The 16,380-nt window shown below is 74.5% G+C and carries 14 protein-coding genes; 4 read left to right on the plus strand and 10 right to left on the minus strand.

Going from position 1 to position 16,380, the window contains the following annotated elements:
• Positions 1-146 precede the first annotated feature (146 nt).
• Positions 147-2,087: a M13 family metallopeptidase gene (locus tag BLT67_RS07110; RefSeq protein ID WP_092666373.1), complete on the minus strand. Its 1,941-nt coding sequence runs from the start codon at positions 2,085-2,087 to the stop codon at positions 147-149.
• Between the two features lie 72 nt (positions 2,088-2,159).
• Between BLT67_RS07110 and BLT67_RS07115 the strand changes: the two genes are divergently transcribed.
• Positions 2,160-3,491: an MATE family efflux transporter gene (locus tag BLT67_RS07115; protein WP_231945435.1), complete on the plus strand. Its 1,332-nt coding sequence runs from the start codon at positions 2,160-2,162 to the stop codon at positions 3,489-3,491.
• An 18-nt stretch (positions 3,492-3,509) separates the two neighbouring features.
• On the opposite strand, the gene BLT67_RS07120 is transcribed toward BLT67_RS07115, so the two are convergent.
• Together BLT67_RS07120 and BLT67_RS07125 are read right to left on the minus strand one after the other, a co-directional pair.
• Positions 3,510-5,147, minus strand: a complete 1,638-nt coding sequence (locus BLT67_RS07120) for an ABC transporter permease (RefSeq protein WP_092666374.1) — start codon at positions 5,145-5,147, stop codon at positions 3,510-3,512.
• Between the two features lie 4 nt (positions 5,148-5,151).
• Entirely contained in the window at positions 5,152-6,099 is a 948-nt protein-coding gene (locus BLT67_RS07125) for an ABC transporter ATP-binding protein (RefSeq protein ID WP_092666375.1), read from the minus strand.
• A 203-nt stretch (positions 6,100-6,302) separates the two neighbouring features.
• On the opposite strand from BLT67_RS07125, the gene BLT67_RS07130 reads away from it, so the two are divergent.
• The gene (locus BLT67_RS07130; protein ID WP_092666376.1) at positions 6,303-7,481 is read left to right on the plus strand and encodes an MFS transporter; all 1,179 of its coding nucleotides are present in this window, start codon (positions 6,303-6,305) and stop codon (positions 7,479-7,481) included.
• On the plus strand, positions 7,478-8,173 hold the full coding sequence (gene nucS, locus BLT67_RS07135; protein ID WP_092666377.1) for an endonuclease NucS: 696 nt from the start codon (positions 7,478-7,480) through the stop codon (positions 8,171-8,173). The genes BLT67_RS07130 and nucS overlap by 4 nt, the downstream gene beginning before the upstream one ends.
• Positions 8,174-8,490: 317 nt before the next feature.
• Here the strand turns inward: nucS and BLT67_RS07140 are convergent, their stop codons facing one another.
• From BLT67_RS07140 to hemB, 4 genes are read right to left on the minus strand one after another with little or no spacing between them, the layout of a single operon-like run.
• Positions 8,491-9,174 carry a hypothetical protein gene (locus tag BLT67_RS07140; RefSeq protein WP_092666378.1) on the minus strand — a complete coding sequence of 228 codons (684 nt, stop codon included), beginning with the start codon at positions 9,172-9,174 and terminating at the stop codon, positions 8,491-8,493.
• A gap of 58 nt (positions 9,175-9,232) precedes the next feature.
• Positions 9,233-9,511 (minus strand): cupin domain-containing protein, encoded by a 279-nt coding sequence (locus tag BLT67_RS07145; protein ID WP_231945436.1) that lies wholly within the window; start codon positions 9,509-9,511, stop codon positions 9,233-9,235.
• Positions 9,512-9,519: 8 nt separating this feature from the next.
• Complete coding sequence (hemL, locus tag BLT67_RS07150; protein ID WP_092666380.1) at positions 9,520-10,824, minus strand: glutamate-1-semialdehyde 2,1-aminomutase; 1,305 nt, start codon at positions 10,822-10,824, stop codon at positions 9,520-9,522.
• Positions 10,821-11,828, minus strand: a complete 1,008-nt coding sequence (hemB, locus tag BLT67_RS07155; protein WP_092666381.1) for a porphobilinogen synthase — start codon at positions 11,826-11,828, stop codon at positions 10,821-10,823. Before hemB ends, hemL begins: the two co-directional genes overlap by 4 nt.
• A gap of 163 nt (positions 11,829-11,991) precedes the next feature.
• On the opposite strand from hemB, the gene BLT67_RS07160 reads away from it, so the two are divergent.
• Positions 11,992-13,014 carry an NAD(P)-dependent alcohol dehydrogenase gene (locus BLT67_RS07160; protein WP_092666382.1) on the plus strand — a complete coding sequence of 341 codons (1,023 nt, stop codon included), beginning with the start codon at positions 11,992-11,994 and terminating at the stop codon, positions 13,012-13,014.
• A 54-nt stretch (positions 13,015-13,068) separates the two neighbouring features.
• Here the strand turns inward: BLT67_RS07160 and BLT67_RS07165 are convergent, their stop codons facing one another.
• From BLT67_RS07165 to BLT67_RS07175, 3 genes are all read right to left on the minus strand, one after another.
• Entirely contained in the window at positions 13,069-13,572 is a 504-nt protein-coding gene (locus tag BLT67_RS07165) for a hypothetical protein (RefSeq protein ID WP_092666383.1), read from the minus strand.
• Positions 13,569-14,597 (minus strand): serine hydrolase domain-containing protein, encoded by a 1,029-nt coding sequence (locus BLT67_RS07170; protein ID WP_092666384.1) that lies wholly within the window; start codon positions 14,595-14,597, stop codon positions 13,569-13,571. Before BLT67_RS07170 ends, BLT67_RS07165 begins: the two co-directional genes overlap by 4 nt.
• Before the next feature lie 91 nt (positions 14,598-14,688).
• On the minus strand, positions 14,689-16,359 hold the full coding sequence (locus BLT67_RS07175; protein ID WP_092666385.1) for an ATP-binding cassette domain-containing protein: 1,671 nt from the start codon (positions 16,357-16,359) through the stop codon (positions 14,689-14,691).
• Positions 16,360-16,380: the final 21 nt, after the last annotated feature.

The raw sequence follows: 16,380 nt of genomic DNA on the forward strand, positions 1-16,380 counted from the left end.
CTAGATCGAGACGAAGGATCTCGATACGCGGCCTGCGGCCGCTCCTCGATCACCGAGGGGACGGCCGCCGCGATCGCCGAGGCGACAGTCGCTCCTCGATCACCGAGGCGAGGTCCGCTCCTCGGTCACCGTGAGCGGCGCGGCCGTCACCAGATGGTGACGCGCGCCTCCGGGTCGAGCCACAGCGCGTCGCCGGGGCGCACGTCGAACGCCTCGACGAAGGCGTCGATGTTCTTCACGACCTGGTTGGTGCGGTGCTCGTTGGGCGAGTGGGGGTCGATCGCGACGAGGCGCACCGCCTCCTCGGGCCGGATCTTCAGCTGCCACGCGTACGCCCACGACAGGAAGAACCGCTGCGCGCCGGTGAGGCCGTCGATGACGGGCGGCTCCTCGCCGCCGAGGGAGTGCAGGTACGCCTTCCACGCGATGCCGAGGCCGCCGAGGTCGCCGATGTTCTCGCCGATCGTGAGCGCGCCGTTGACCTTGTGCCCCGGCGCGGCGGCGGGCTCGAGCGCGTCGTACTGCGCGATGAGCGAGCTCGTGCGCTCCTCGAAGGCCGCACGGTCCTCGTCGGTCCACCAGTCGATCAGGCGGCCGTCGCCGTCGTACTTCGAGCCCTGGTCGTCGAAGCCGTGCCCGATCTCGTGGCCGATGACCGCGCCGATCGCGCCGAAGTTCGCCGCCGCATCCCGCCCGGCGTCGAAGAACGGCGGCTGCAGGATCGCGGCGGGGAAGACGATCTCGTTGAAGCCCGGGTTGTAGTAGGCGTTGACCGTCTGCGGGTTCATGAACCACTCGTCGCGGTCGATGGGCTTGCCGATCTTCGCGAGCTCGCGGTCGTGCTCGAAGCGCGTCGCCGCCTGCACGTTCGCGACGAGGTCGTCGCCGATCTCGAGCGAGCCGTAGTCCTTCCACTTGACGGGGTAGCCGATCTTGGGCGTGAAGCGGTCGAGCTTGTCGTGCGCGCGGCGCTTGGTCTCGTCGCCCATCCACGGCAGCTGCGCGATCGAGCTGCGGTACGCCTCGACGAGGTGGTCGATGAGGTCGTCCATCGCGGCCTTCGCCTCGGCCGGGAAGTGGCGCTCGACGTAGATGCGGCCCACCGCGTCGCCGAGCATGCCCTCGACGAGCGAGACGCCGCGCTTCCAGCGCTCGCGCTGCTCGGGCGCGCCGGTGAGCGCGGTGCCGTAGAAGGCGAACTGGTCGAGCGAGATCTGCGTCGTGAGGTAGCTCGCGAAGGAGCGCAGGATGCCCATGCGCAGCCACGCCTTCCACTCGTCGATGCGCTCGTCGACGAGCAGCTCGGCGAGCCCCGCGAAGAAGCTCGGCTGCCGCACGACGGCTTCGTCGTAGGTGCCCTCGGGCGCGTGGATCGCGCGGAGCCACGGCTGCAGCCGCGGGTGCTCGTCGGCGGGGCGCTGCAGGTTGTAGGTCTTCTCGTCGTCGCGGCTCGCGACACGGTCCCAGTGATGGCCCGCGATCTCGGTCTCGAGCGCGAACACGAGCGCGGCATCCGACTCCGGGCTCTCGGAGCCGAGGTGGCCGAACATCGTCTGGAGGTAGGCGAGGTAGGCCTGGCGCGCCTCGGCGAACGCGTCGTCGCGGTAGTACGACTCGTCCGGCAGGCCGAGCCCGCCCTGGTTGAGGTGCACGAGGTAGCGCGAGGGGTCGCCCGGATCGGTGTCGACCCACTGACCGGCGATCGAGGGCCCCCCGATCGCCTCGAGCTCGCCGATGAGCGTCAGGAGCCCGTCGACGTCGGTCACCGCCTCGGCCCGCTCGAGCAGCGGCCGGATCGGCTCGATGCCCTTCGCGTCGGCGGCGGCCTCGTCGAGGAAGGATGCGTAGAGGTCGCCGACCTTGCGGGCGTCGGTGCCCGGCGACGCCTGCTGCATCTCGACGACGATCTCGCGCACGGCCTCCTCGGCCGCCTCGGCGAGCACCGCGAACGAGCCCCAGCGCGCCTTGTCGGCGGGGATCTCGGTGCGCTCGAGCCAGTTGCGGTGCACGTGGAGGAAGAGGTCGTCCTGGGGGCGGATGCTGTCGTCGAAGTCGTCGACGGGCAGACCGGAGGGCAGGGTCGTCATGGGCTCAGCCTACGGCGGCGCACCGCGAACGGCGCGAGCCGCGCGACGCGGACGCATCGGTAGCGTGGAGCGGTGCGACAGCGGACGGATGCGGGCGAGCGGCGCGCCCGCGACCGCGAGATCCTGCGCCTCGCCGTGCCCGCGCTCGGCGCGCTCATCGCCGAGCCCGCGTTCCTGCTCGTCGACACCGCGCTCGTCGGCCACCTCGGCGCCGAGGAGCTCGCGGGCGTGGGCATCGGCGTCGCGGTGCTCTCCACCGCGGTCGGGCTGCTCATCTTCCTCGCCTACGGCACGACGCCGGCGGTCGCGCGGCTGCTCGGCGCGGGCGACCGGCCGGCCGCGATCCGCGCGGGGATCGACGGCATCTGGCTCGCGATCGTCGCGGGCGCGGCGCTGCTGCTCGCGACCCCGCTCGCGCATCCCCTCGTCGCCCTCTTCGGCGCCGCATCCGCCGTCACCGAGCACGCCGCGGTCTACCTCGGCATCTCGATCCTCGGGCTGCCGGCGATGCTCATCGTGCTCGCCGCGACGGGGCTCATGCGCGGCCTGCAGGACACCCGCACGCCCCTCGTCGTCGCGACGATCGGCTTCGGCGCGAACGCGGTGCTCAACGTCGTGCTCATCTACGGGATCGGGCTGGGGGTGGCCGGGAGCGCGCTCGGCACGGTGATCGCGCAGTGGGGCATGGCCGCGTTCTTCCTGTGGTTCGCCGTGTGCGAGGCCCGGCGCGCGCACGTGCCGCTCGGCATCCACTGGGGCGACCTCGGCCGCACCGCCTCGACCGGCGGCTGGCTCTTCGTGCGCACGCTCTCGCTGCGCGTCGCGCTGCTGTCGACCACGGCGGTCGCGACGCAGGCCGGCACCACGACCCTCGCCGCGACGCAGATCGCGTTCACGCTCTTCTCGACCCTCGCGTTCGCGCTCGACGCCCTCGCGATCGCCGGCCAGGCGATGCTCGGCAAGGAGCTCGGAGCGGGCGACGTCGCCGAGGCGCGCGCCGTGACGCGCCGGCTGCAGCTGTGGGGCGTGGGGTTCGGATGCGTCGTGGGCGCGCTGCTGCTCGCGGTCGCGTGGGTGCTCGGCGGCGTCTTCACCTCGGATGCGGCGGTGCTCGCGGCGCTGCCCGTCGCGCTCGTGCTGCTCGCGCTCGCCCAGCCGATCGCGGGCTACGTCTTCGTGCTCGACGGCGTGCTCATCGGCGCGGGCGACGTGCGCTACCTCGCCTGGACGGGCATCGCGAACCTCGCGGTCTACCTGCCGCTGCTGCTGCTCGCGCTCGTGCCGGGCGCCCACGCGCTCGCCGTCATCTGGGCGGCCTTCTCGTTCGGCTACCTCGGCGCGCGAGCCCTCACGCTCGGCCTGCGCGCGCGCACCGACGCGTGGATGCGGGTCGGTCGCCGCTGACCCCGATCCCTGTCGCGCTCAGACGAGGGCGTCGCGGCGCCGGAACCGGATCGCGGCCGCCGCGAGGAGCGCTGCCGCGATCGCGAGCAGCCACCACGTGCCCGTCCAGTCGGGCTCGTCCTCGAGCGCGTTCGCGACCCAGTGGAAGGGGCTGAGGCTCTCGAGCCACTCCCACGCATCGCCGAGCAGCGGCGCGAAGTCGCCCACGAGCAGCAGGCCGATGAGCAGCACCCAGCCGAGCCAGGCGACCGTGCCCGGCAGGAAGGCGACGAGCGCCGCCGCGACGGCGAGGTAGATCGCGACGAGCGGCAGGTGCGTGAGCGCGATCACGGCCAGCTGCTGCCAGCGGTCGTCGCCCGAGGCGCCCAGCAGCGCGGCGGCGATGAGGGTGAAGGCCGTGAGCGGCAGGAGCCCCGCGACGACGCCCGCGAGCGCGTGGGAGCCGAGCCAGCCCAGGCGACGGACGGGGGTCGCGAGCAGCAGCTCGCCGTGCGCGAGCTCCTCGTGGCGCAGCCGCAGCACCGACTGCATCGCGGCCGCGCACGCGATGACGGCGATCATCCCCGCCATGCCGCTGATGAAGGTGGCCTCGATGTCGCCGCCGCCCTCGTCGCCGATCGACGAGACGATGCGCACGAGCACCGGGTTGTCGCCGAGCGCATCGGCGACGACCGGCGCCATCCGGCCCGCGAGCGCCCCGATCACGGCGCCGACCACGAGCCAGGCGACGGCCGACCCGCGCAGGAGGCGCGCGGTGAGCCCGAGCGGGGCACCGCCGGGCGCCCAGCCGAGCGCGGCGCGCGCCGTCGCGCGCCCGGACCGCTCGCGCAGGAGCGAGCGGCCGAGCTCGCGCCGCGACTCGAGCGCGACGACCAGGGCGAGCAGCACGAGCGCCGCCGCCGCGTGCAGCAGCAGCGGCGTCCCGTCCGGCTCCCACGGCGCGTCGGCGAACGGATGCGCCTGGGCGCCCCACCCGATCGGCGAGAGCCAGACGGGCCACGCCGCCTCGACGCGCGTGAGATCCGCGCTCGGCTCGCCCAGCGCATCCCCCACGCCCCGGACGAAGAACCAGAGCCCCACGACGATCGCCGCCGCGCCGTTCGCGGCGCGCGAGGTCGGGAACACCTGGCCGGCGAGCAGCCCGACGAGCATCGCGAGCACCCCGACGCCCGCGAGCGCGAGCGCGAGGAGCGTCGAGCCCTCGCCCGGCAGCCCGAGCGCGATCGAGACCGCGAGCGTCGCGCCGCACACGAGCGCGAGCTCGATCGCGCCCGCGAGCAGCGTCGCCGTGAGCGGCGCCCAGCGGCCGACCGCGGTGCCGCGCACGAGCTCGGCCCGCCCCGCATCCTCGTCGCCCCGCGAGTGCCGCACGGCGAAGAAGGTCATCATGAAGCCGACCATCACCGCGAGGTAGGCGTAGGTGGAGACGAACATGACCGCGCCGAGCGAGATGCCCGCCGGCGCGCCGCGCAGCAGCAGGATCGCGGGCTGCGCGGCGAGCAGCGCGACGAGGCCGCGGCGGGCCTCGTCGTCGAAGGCCGCGCCGAGCCCGCCGAGCACGGCCGCCCACAGCCCCGCGACCGCGAGCACCCACAGCAGCAGCACGAGGCGGTCGCGTCGCAGCGCCGCCAGCAGCAGCAGGCCGAGGCCGGTCACGCGCTCAGCCCCCGTCGCGCGCCTCGGCGTGCGACTGCCCGATCGCGCGCTCGCCGCGCGCCGTCGCGACCCGCTGCTCGTCGCCGTAGTGGCGGAGGAACAGCTCCTCGAGGCTCGGCGGCGTGAGCGTGACGCCCTCGGCCCCGCGCTCGCCGAGCCACCGCAGCACCGCGGCCAGGTGCTCGGGCGCGACCGAGGCGCGCACCCGCCCGTCGTCGACCTCGACGTCGTCGAGCGGCAGCCCCGGCGGCGGCACCGGCCCGCGGTAGGCGAGCACCGAGTGGTGCAGGTGCCGCAGCTCGTCGAGCGTGCCCGCCTCGACGATGCGGCCGTCGCGGATGATCGAGACGCGGTCGCACAGCCGCTCGACCTCGCTGAGGATGTGGCTCGAGAGCAGCACGGTCGCCCCGCGCTCGGCGACCCTGCGGATCTCGGCCTGGAAGACGCTCTCCATGAGCGGGTCGAGCCCGCTCGTCGGCTCGTCGAGGATGTAGAGGTCGGCCTCGCTCGCGAACGCCGCGATGAGCGCGACCTTCTGCCGGTTGCCCTTCGAGTAGGTCTTCGACCGGCGGCGCGGGTCGAAGTCGAACGCCTCGATCAGGCGGGCGCGGCCGGATGCGGGGGCACGGTGCCCGCGCAGCCGCGTGATCGCGTCGATCGCCTCCCCGCCGGTGAGGCCGGGCCACAGGGTCACGTCGCCCGGTACCGACGCCACCCGGCGGTGGATGGCCACCGCGTCGCGCCACGGGTCCATGCCGAGCACCCGCGCTTCGCCGCCCGTGGCGCGCAGCATGCCCAGCAGCACGCGGATGGTCGTCGACTTGCCCGAGCCGTTGGGCCCCAGGAAGCCGTGCACGTCGCCGGCGGCCACCTCGAGGTCGAGCCCGTCGAGCGCGCGCACCCGCCCGAACCGCTTCTCGAGCCCGCGGGTGACGATGACCCGATCCTCCACGGCGCTGACGCTACTCCCGCGCCCGCACAACGCAAGCCGCGCGGCGGCATCCCGCGGGCTCGCGTCCCGGCGACCGCCACGACCCGCGCAGTCGACCCGATGGGCTTGCGTTGTGCGAGATCAGCGGCGGCGACGGTGCGCTGCGCCGCTGGCCCGGGGCGGCCGCGGCATGGCGGCCGCCCGCGGCACGGCAGAATGGCCCGGTGCACTCCGTGACCGCCTGGCGCAACGCCGTGTTCGCCACCTTCTTCGCGATGGGCCTCGGCTACGCGAGCTGGATGGCGCGGCTGCCGCACGTGCGCGACCAGCTGGGCGTGACGACGGGCGAGATGGGCCTCATCCTGCTCGGCATCTCGATCGGCTCGGTCACGGGCCTGCTGCTCGCGAGCCACATCATCCACGCGCTCGGCACGCGCGTCGTGGTGGCCTTCGGCATGATGGTCGTCTCCGCCGGGCTCTCGCTCGCGGGCTGGGCGGCCGACGGCGGCCTCGCCTGGCTCGTGATCGCCGGCTTCCTCCTCGGCGGCAGCGTCACCGGCATCACCGACGTCGCGATGAACATCTCGGGCGCCGCGAACGAGCGCGCCGTCGGCAAGCCGATCATGCCCGTCTTCCACGCGTTCTTCTCGCTCGGCACCGTCGCCGGCGCGGGTCTCGGCGGCCTGTGCGAGCTGCTCGGCATGGGGCTCGGCTGGCAGGCGACGGGGGTCGGCCTCGCGACCGTGGGGCTCGGCCTCGTGGTCTACCGGGCGCTCCCCGCCGACGTCGCCGCGGAGGACGAGGAGCCCGTGACGCTGCGCGAGCGGCTCGCGGTCTGGAAGGACCCCCGCACGATCCTGCTCGGCCTCCTCGTGCTCGGCATGTCGCTCACCGAGGGCAGCGCCAACGACTGGCTCGCGCTCACGATGGTCGACGGCCACGGCTTCACGAACGAGGGCGGCGCGTTCATGCTCGCGCTCTTCCTCACCGCGATGACCGGCGGCCGCCTGCTGGGCGTGGGGCTGCTCTCGCGCTACGGCCGCGTGCCGGTGCTGCGGCTCACCGCCGCCATCGCCGCGATGGGGCTGCTGCTCGTGATCTTCGCCGAGCACCCCGCGCTCGTCATCGGCGGCGTCGTGCTGTGGGGCTTCGGCGCGAGCCTCGGCTTCCCCGTCGGCATGAGCGCCGCATCCGACGAGCCGCGCCTCGCCGCCGCGCGCGTCGGCACCGTCTCGGCGATCGGCTACATCGCCTTCCTCGCCGGCCCGCCGCTGCTGGGCCTGCTCGGCGACGCGATCGGCCTGCGCCTGGCGCTGCTGGCCGTGCTCGCCTTCGTGCTGCTCTCGCTCGCCACCAGCCACGTCGCCCGCGAGCGGGCGACCGTCAAGGAGGACTCCCCGTGAGGATCGTCGTCGCCCACTGCTCCGTCGACTACGCAGGGCGCCTGTCGGCGCACCTGCCGCTCGCACCCCGCGTGCTCATGCTGAAGGCCGACGGGTCGATCCTCGTGCACAGCGACGGCGGCTCGTACAAGCCGCTCAACTGGATGAGCCCGCCCGCCGTGTTCAGCGCATCCGAGCCCGATCAGGATCAGGCGGATGCGGGCATCACCGAGATCTGGACGGTCACGCACAAGAAGACCGGCGACTCGCTCATCGTCTCGGTGCACGAGATCCTCTCGGACACCTCGCACGAGCTCGGCGTCGACCCGGGCCTCGTGAAGGACGGCGTCGAGGCGCACCTGCAGGTGCTGCTCGCCGAGCAGATCGAGCGGCTGGGCGACGGCTACGAGCTGTGGCGGCGCGAGTACATGACGCCGATCGGCCCGGTCGACATCCTCGCGCGCGACGAGGCCGGCGCGACGGTGGCGGTGGAGATCAAGCGGCGCGGCGAGATCGACGGGGTCGAGCAGCTCACGCGCTACCTCGAGCTGCTGAACCGCGACCCGCGCATCGCGCCGGTGACGGGCGTGTTCGCCGCGCAGGAGATCAAGCCGCAGGCGCGCACGCTCGCCGAGGATCGCGGCATCCGCTGCGTCGTGCTCGATTACGACGAGATGCGCGGGATCGACTCGGGGCACGCGCGGCTGTTCTGAGCCGCCGCCTCCCTTGACGGCGGGTCTCGTGACGCGTGCGGCTCCGCCGCGCGCTCCTCGACCGACGAGGGAAGGCCCCGCCGACCCACGGTCGTCGAGTAGCGCCCGCAGGGCGCGTATCGAGACGACGAACGCCCCGGTCTCGACACGGCCGGCTCCGCCGGCCCACTCGACCAGCGAGGGAACGACCCGGTCTCCTAGGAAAAACGCGTGCCCCAACACGTTGTTCGCCCATCCAGGGCGCGCGCCAGCGCACTGAACAGCTCGTGACGCGTGCGGCTCCGCCGCGCGCTCCTCGACCGACGAGGGAGGGGCGACTACGAGTCGGCGAACGGCGCGATGCGGTCGCGCCACGCCCGGTCGGCCGCGTCGGGCAGCGCATCCTCGCGCGACGCGTAGGGGTCGACGTGGTCGGGCGCGGGCGCGGAGGACGGCGGCAGCGCGTCCTCGCGAGACGCGTAGGGCGGCACCCGCTCCGGCGACGACGCCGCCCGCGCCGGCAGCGCGTCGTCGCGAGAGGCGTAGGGCTCCACGCGCTCGGGCGCAGGCGCCGAGGCCGTCGGCAGCGCGTCGTCCCGCGAGGCGTACGGCTCGACGTGGTCGCGCCAGTCGCCGCCCGAGGCCACGCCGCCGAAGTCGTCGTCGACGTACGGCGACGCATCCGCCTCGTGGCCGCCCGGCGGCTGTTCCTCGCCCTGGGATGCCTGCTCGCTCATCGTGACCTCCTCGTCCGTGCCCGGCGGAGAGCTGAAGGCGACCGCGAACGGATGCTCGGTCGTCGGCGCCGGCTGCGGGCGCTCGAGCGCGATGCCGTGCGCGTCGGTGCGCGTGCCGCACGCGGGGCACTGCAGCGCGGCCGCGCGCCCGCCGGCGTCGACATCGATCACGCAGCCGCCGATCACCACGTCGCCGGCGTCGGCGACATCGGCGATCGTGCCGTACCCCCACACGATCTCCCGCATGAGCGTGCCGCACTGCGGACATGCCACCTGGGTCGCCATGCGGCCACCGTAGACCCCGCTCGGCGGCGCGGAAAGGGGTGGATGCGCTCGCGCGCCGCTACCGCTTCGACTCGACCTCGGTGAAGACGATGCGCTCGGCGCCGCGGTTCTCCATGCGGTGCGCGGCCCCGGCGGCTCGCGTGTAGGCCTCGCCCGGCACGAGCGGCACCTCGAGCTCGGAGCCGTCGGGCAGCACCGCCCACATGACCGCGCCCTCCTGCGGCAGCACGGCGTAGTCGAGCGCATGCGTGTGCATCTCGATCGCGTCGCCGGGCTCGATCGTCCACTCGACGATGCGGAAGCGCTCGTCGTCGACGAGCGTGCGCGAGCTCGCCACGCCCACGCCTACGCCCGCGTCGCCGCGGCCGCCGCGCGCGCCGCCGCGGGCAGCGCGTCGACGATGCGCCCGAGCGGCTCGTCGCCGTGCGCGGCGGTGACGAACCACGCCTCGAACACGCTCGGCGGCAGGCTCACCCCCGCCTCGAGCATCGCGTGGAAGAACGGCGGGTAGCGGAAGGCGTCCTGCGCCCGCACCTCGTCGAAGTCGCGCGGCGCGCCCTCGCGGAACGCCACCGAGAACAGGCTCCCGACGCGCGTGATCGCGTGCGCGACGCCCTCGGCCCGGAGCGCATCCGTGAGGGCACCCGTGATGACGTCGGCAGCCGCATCCAGCCGCTCGTAGACGGCCTCGGTCGCGAGCCGCAGCGTCGTGAGGCCCGCCGCGACGGCGACCGGATTGCCGCTCAGCGTGCCCGCCTGGTAGACGGGGCCGGTGGGCGCGAGCAGCTCCATGACGTCGGCGCGGCCGCCGAGCGCCGCGAGCGGCATGCCGCCGCCGATGACCTTGCCGAAGGTGATGAGGTCGGGCGCCTCGGCGCCGGACCACTGCTCGATGCCCCACATGCCCGAGCGGTGCACCCGGAAGCCCGTGAGCACCTCGTCGCTGATGAGGAGCGCCCCGTGCGCGTGCGCGGTGCGGGCGAGGAAGCCGTTGAAGTCGCCGTCGGGCTCGACGACGCCCATGTTGGCGGCGGAGGCCTCGACGATGACGGCTGCGATCTCGTCGCCGCGCTCGGCGAACACCTGCTCGACGGCGTCGCGGTCGTTGTAGGGGATGACGAGGGTCGTCGCGGCGACCGCCTCCGGCACGCCCGCGGAGCCCGGCATCGCGAGCGTCGCGAGCCCGGAGCCGGCGGCGGCGAGCAGGCCGTCGGAGTGCCCGTGGTAGTGCCCGTCGAACTTCACGAGCAGGTCGCGGCCGGTCGCGCCGCGCGCGAGCCGGATGGCCGTCATCGTCGCCTCGGTGCCGGTCGAGACGAGCCGCAGCCGCTCGACGGGGTCCACGCGGCGCTCGACCTCCTCGGCGAGCAGCGCCTCGGCGGGCGTCGACGCGCCGAAGGAGAGGCCGCGGCCCGCGGCGTCCTGCACCGCCTCGACGACCTCGGGGTGGGCGTGGCCGAGGATGGCCGGGCCCCAGCTCGCGACGAGGTCGACGAGCTCGCGACCCTCCGCATCCGTCACGTAGGCGCCCTTGGCGCGCACGAGGAACGAGGGCGTGCCGCCGACGGAGCCGAAGGCCCGCACCGGGCTGTTGACCCCGCCGGGGATGGCGAGCTTGGCGCGCTCGAAGAGCTCGGCGTTGGTGCTCATGCGATGCCTCCCGCGGCGCGGGCGCCCGACTGCGCCTGCAGCCGCTCGGCCAGCTCGACCGCCCAATAGGTGAGCACCGTGTCGGCGCCGGCGCGCAGGATGCTCGTGATGCTCTCGGCGATGAGCCGGTCGCGGTCGATCCAGCCGCGCTCGGCGGCCGCCTCGACCATCGCGTACTCGCCGGAGACCTGGTAGGCCCACACGGGCACGTCGGATGCGGCGGCGACGTCGGCGAGCACGTCGAGGTAGAGGGATGCGGGCTTCACCATGACGATGTCGGCGCCCTCGGCGAGGTCGAGCAGCGCCTCGCGGAGGCCCTCGCGGCGGTTGCCGGGATCCTGCTGGTAGGTCTTGCGGTCGCCCGTGAGGCTCGAGTCGACGGCCTCGCGGAACGGGCCGTAGAGCGCGGAGGCGTACTTCGCGCTGTAGCCGAGGATGGCGGTGCCGGCGTGCCCGGCGGCGTCGAGGGCGGCGCGCGCGTGCTCGACCTGGCCGTCCATCATGCCGCTCATGCCGAGCAGCTGGCTGCCCGCCTCCGCCTGCGCGATCGCCATGTCGGCGTAGCGCTCGAGCGTCGCGTCGTTGTCGACCGAGCCGTCGGCGGCGAGCACGCCGCAGTGGCCGTGGTCGGTGAACTCGTCGAGGCACAGGTCGGTCTGGATGACGGTCGCGTCGCCGAAGCGCTCGGCGAGGAAGCGCGTCGCGGCGTTGAGGATGCCCTCGGGATCGGTCGCACCGGAGCCCACCGCATCCTTGTGCTCGGGCACGCCGAAGAGCATCACGCCGCCGACGCCCGCGGCGATAGCGCGCTCGACCTCGCGCGCGGCGGAGTCGAGGGTGTGCTGCACCTGGCCGGGCATGCTGCTGATGGCCCGCGGCTCGCGCAGCCCCTCGGCGACGAACATCGGCAGCACGAGCTGCGCGGGGTGGATGCGGGTCTCGGCGACGAGGCGGCGCATGGGGGCGCTGGCCCGCAGCCGGCGGGGGCGGATCGTGGGTGACATCGGTCTCCAGGGTACGCGGGATCGGCCCGCCCGGGGGTGGACGATCGGCGTCCCGGCGGCGACGCCGCCCCTGTCGCCCGCGCCATCGCCGACCTAGGCTGAGCGCGCAACGAGGTCGTCAGCCGACCGCGGCCGGCCTCGCCCACTCGAGGAGGAGCGCGACATGAAGGCAGTGCAGTACAGGGCGTTCGGGCAGCGGCCCGAGCTGGTCGAGGTCGAGAAGCCCTCCCCCGGGCCGGGCGAGGTGCTGCTGCGCATCACCGCCTCGGGCCTGTGCCACTCGGACGAGGTCGTGATGTCGTTCCCCGAGGAGGGCTACCCGTATCCCATGCCCATGACCCTCGGCCACGAGCCGGCGGGCGTCGTCGAGCAGCTCGGCGAGGGCGCGACGGGCGTCGAGGTGGGCGACAGCGTGATCGTCTACGGATGCTGGGGCTGCGGCGTGTGCACCATGTGCGCCTCGGGGCGCGAGAACCTGTGCCTCACCGGCATGGTCTCCCCCGGTCTCGGCGTCGACGGCGCCATGGCCGAGCACATGATCGTCGACAGCGTGCGCCACCTCGTGCCGATCGGCGACCTCGACCCGGTGCGCGCCGCCTCCCTCACCGACGCGGCGCTCACCCCCTACGAGGCGATCAAGAAGGTGCAGCACCACCTGCTGGGCGGATCGACCGCCGTGGTCATCGGCGCGGGCGGCCTCGGCCACGTCGCGATCCAGCTGCTGCGCACGCTCACCTCGGCGCGCGTCATCGCGCTCGACGTCGGCGACGAGAAGCTCGCCTTCGCGAAGGAGGTCGGCGCGCACGAGGTGCTCGAGTCGAACGCGGATGCGGCGGGCAAGGTCAAGGAGATGACCGGCGGCGTGGGCGCCGACGTCGTGTTCGACTTCGTCGGCATCGACCCGACGGGCGCGACCGCCACCGCCGCGGTGCGGGTAGCGGGCGCGGTCGTCGTGGTCGGCGCGGGCGGCGGCAGCGCGAAGGTCGGGCTGCTCTCCGCGCCCTACGACGTCGAGGTGCGCACCTCCCTGTGGGGCCGCCGCTCGTCGCTCATCGAGCTCGTCGAGATGGCCAAGCGCGGCGAGATCAGGATCGAGACGAAGGAGTACCCGATCGACGACGCGCTGCAGGCGTACGCCGACCTGCACGACGGGAAGGTGCGCGGGCGCGCGGTCGTGGTGCCGTAGCGACGCGGGCAGCCGCGACGGGGCCGGCCCACGGGCCGCCCTCGGCCGCGGGCGCTATCCGCGCGGCGCCCCCGGCGCGCCGCCGTCGCCGATCGCGACCGCCTCGGCCGTCACGCCGGCCGACGCCCAGCGCACCGGCATGCCGGGGTGCTCGAGCGCGAACCAGAAGGTGGTCGCGCCCTCGTCGTCCACCACCTCGTAGCGGAGGCAGTCGCGCTCGCCGAAGGCGAGGCGGATGCGCTCGCGCGCGATCGTGGTGGAGGCGGCCGGGAAGGCGGCGTGCGCCTGCAGCTCGAGCCAGGTGACGCGGCGGGCCTGCGCCTGCCCGGTCGGCGTGCCCGACGCATCCGTCTCGACGCTCGTCGACGTGCAGCCCTCGGCATCTCCGCCCGCGAAGCCCGAGAGGTGGTGGTGCACCTCGCCGCTGCCCGTCGTGCGCACGAGCACCCAGTGGCTGTCGGGGCACGCGGCGCGGATCTCGTCGGCGGTGAAGGGCGTCGGCGCCAGGTCGGGGCCGAGCACGTGCGGGTCGGGGGCCGGGCGGGCGGCGTCGGTCATGCGCGGCGCTCCGGATCCGCGAATGCCGCGTCGATCGCGTCGGCGAGCACGCCGATCACCGGCCACGCGCCCTCGGAGCTGTTGCCGAGCACGCTCGCGGTCGTGCGGGTCGCGATCACGTGGGTCGAGCGGAACGAGGAGCCTGCGTCGTAGCCCTCGAGGATGAGCGCGGCCTCGGTCGCGTGCAGCCAGAAGCCCATGCCGTAGCGCCTGCCCTCGTCGGGCACGTCGTGGCGCGGGCCCGTCAGCAGCGCGACCGACTCGGGCGAGACGATGCGGCCGTCGAGCAGCGCGAGCCAGAAGCGGTGCAGGTCGGCGGCCGTGGTGAAGATGCCGCCGTCGCCGTTGCCGAGCACCGGCAGGCGCAGCGTGCTCGCGAGGTCGCCCTCGTCGCCGAGGTAGCCGACCGCGGCGTCGCCGGGCAGCGCGTCGAGCGGCAGGAAGCCGGTGCGCGTCAAGCCCGCGGGCTCGAGCACGAGCCGCCGGACCGCGTCGTGGTAGCGCTCGCCCGTGACGCGCTCGATGAGCACCGCGAGCACCATGTAGCCGCCGTTGCAGTACGCGAAGCGCTCGCCGGGCGGGAAGGCCTGCGGCAGGTCGAGCATCGGCAGGAACGCCTCCGCGCTCGTGAGCTCGTGCACCGGCACGCTGAGCACGAAGTCGCTCGGCTGCCAGTCGGCCTCCTCGTCGAGGTAGTCGCCGATGCCGGAGGTGTGGGTGAGCAGGTGCTCGACCGTGACGGCGTCGTCGATCTGCGGCAGGTCGTCGCCGAGCAGCTCGCGCACCGGCTGGTCGAGGCGCAGCGCACCCCGCTCGACGAGGGCCAGCACCGCGACGGCGGTGAAGCCCTTGCCGCCGCTCGATACGGCGATGCGGGTGTCGGCGGTCATGGGCGCCGCGAGCGCTCGGTGGCGGAAGCCCTCGCACCGCTCGAGCACGCGCTCGCCGTCGACGTCGACGGCGAGGACGCCGGTGAAGGGGCGCCGCGCGACGGCCTCGTCGAGCGCGGCGGGATCGATGTGCATGGGGGCTCCTCGCAAGTCGGTGATCAGCAGGCTACGGGGCGCGACTGGGCGGGATAGCGGGGCGCGCGCCGCCGCGACGGGCGCGGCCGGGTCACGCCGGTCGGTCGGTCAGGCGACCGCCCTCGAGGTGCCAGCGGCGCGTGATGCCGAGCCGGTCGAGGAACGCCGCGTCGTGGCTCACGACGACGAGCGCGCCCTCGTAGGCGGCCAGCGCCTCCACGAGCCGGTCGATCGAGTCGAGGTCGAGCGAGTTCGTCGGCTCGTCGAGCAGCAGCAGCTGCGGCGCGGGGTCCGCGAGCAGCAGGCGCGCGAGCGCGAGCCGGAACCGCTCGCCGCCCGAGAGCTCCTGCACCCGCTGCTCGGCCCGCGCGCCGCGGAACAGGAACCGTGCGAGCTGCGCCCGCACCTCGAGCGGCGTGCGCGCGGGCGCCGTCTCGCGCACCGCCTCGATCAGGGTCGCGCCGTCGTCGTCGAAGCGAATGCGCTGCGGCAGCAGGGCGGTATGCCGGATGCGGTGCGTCACCTCGGCGAGCGCGGCTGGCCGGCCGGTGCCCGCTGCGAAGCCGTCGCCCGCTGCAGAGCCGTCGCCCGCGGCATCCGTGCTGCCCAGGACGGTCGACCCGCGGCCGGCGATCGCCTCGAGCAGCGTCGACTTGCCCGCGCCGTTCGCGCCCGTGAGCGCGATCCGCTCAGGCCCCCGCACCGCGACGTCCGTGCCGTCCGCGAGCACGAGCCCCAGCACGTCGCGGCCGGCGGGCACGCGCGTGTCGGGCAGTGCGATGCGGATCGCGCCCTCGTCGCGCACGCGCGCACGTGCCTCGTCGAGCGCGGCGGCGGCCGACGCCTCCCGCCCCGAGTGCAGAGCGCCGGACCGCGCCGTCGTCCGCTCGGCGGCGTTCTGCATCGCGTTCGCGAAGATCGTCGGGATGCCGCCGGAGAGCCGCACCCGCCGACCCGCCGCCTCGGCCCGCTGCCGGCGCTCGGTCGCTTCGATGCGGTCGCGCCGCTCGCGCCGCACGAGCGCCTCGGCGTCGCGCACGCCCCTGGCGGCCGCGGCCTGCTCGGCGGCGATCGCCGCGCGGTAGGCGCTGTAGGGCCCGTCGAAGGTGCGCAGGCCCGCGCCGTGGAGCTCGGCGATGCGGTCGACCCGCTCGAGCAGCGCGACGTCGTGGCTGACCACGACGAGCGTGCCCCGCCAACCGCCCACCGCGTCGTGCAGCCGCGCGCTGGCGGCGGCGTCGAGGTTGTTGGTCGGCTCGTCGAGCAGCGCGATGTCGGCGCGCTGGAGGCGGATCGCGGCGAGCCCGACGAGCACCGCTTCGCCGCCGGAGAGGGTCGCGATGGGGCGGGCGAGCAGGTCGGCATCGCCCGCGAGGCCGAGTGCGGCGAGCTCGGCGAGCGCCTCCGCCTCGATGCCCCAGCGATCGCCGACGGCGTCGAAGCGGTGCTGCGCGACGTCGCCGGCCTCGATGGCCGCGATCGCACCGAGCACGTCGGCGATGCCGAGCGCATCCGCCACCGTGCCCGGTCCGAGGGCGAGCTGCTGCGGCAGCGTCGCGACCGAGCCGCGCACGACGAGCTCGCCGGATGCGGGCGCGAGGTCGCCGGCGATGAGCCGCAGGAGCGTGGACTTGCCGGCGCCGTTGCGGCCGACGAGGCCCGTGGTGCCGTGGCCGAGCGAACCGGTGAGCCCGTCGAGCGCGACGGTGCCGTCGGGCCAGCGGAAGGAGACGCGCGAGAGCGCGATGGCGGGATGTGCCAAGAGAGATCCTCATCAGAGCGT

This window comes from Agrococcus carbonis (genome assembly GCF_900104705.1).
Taxonomy (GTDB): Bacteria; Actinomycetota; Actinomycetes; order Actinomycetales; family Microbacteriaceae; genus Agrococcus; species Agrococcus carbonis.

Excerpts from the sequence above, each read along its gene's own strand:
- BLT67_RS07170 (WP_092666384.1), bottom strand. The coding sequence starts at position 14,597 with ATGCACATCGATCCCGCCGCGCTCGACGAGGCCGTCGCGCGGCGCCCC.
- hemL (WP_092666380.1), bottom strand. The coding sequence starts at position 10,824 with ATGAGCACCAACGCCGAGCTCTTCGAGCGCGCCAAGCTCGCCATCCCC.
- BLT67_RS07110 (WP_092666373.1), bottom strand. The coding sequence starts at position 2,087 with ATGACGACCCTGCCCTCCGGTCTGCCCGTCGACGACTTCGACGACAGC.
- BLT67_RS07140 (WP_092666378.1), bottom strand. The coding sequence starts at position 9,174 with ATGGCGACCCAGGTGGCATGTCCGCAGTGCGGCACGCTCATGCGGGAG.
- hemB (WP_092666381.1), bottom strand. The coding sequence starts at position 11,828 with ATGTCACCCACGATCCGCCCCCGCCGGCTGCGGGCCAGCGCCCCCATG.
- BLT67_RS07160 (WP_092666382.1), top strand. The coding sequence starts at position 11,992 with ATGAAGGCAGTGCAGTACAGGGCGTTCGGGCAGCGGCCCGAGCTGGTC.
- BLT67_RS07165 (WP_092666383.1), bottom strand. The coding sequence starts at position 13,572 with ATGACCGACGCCGCCCGCCCGGCCCCCGACCCGCACGTGCTCGGCCCC.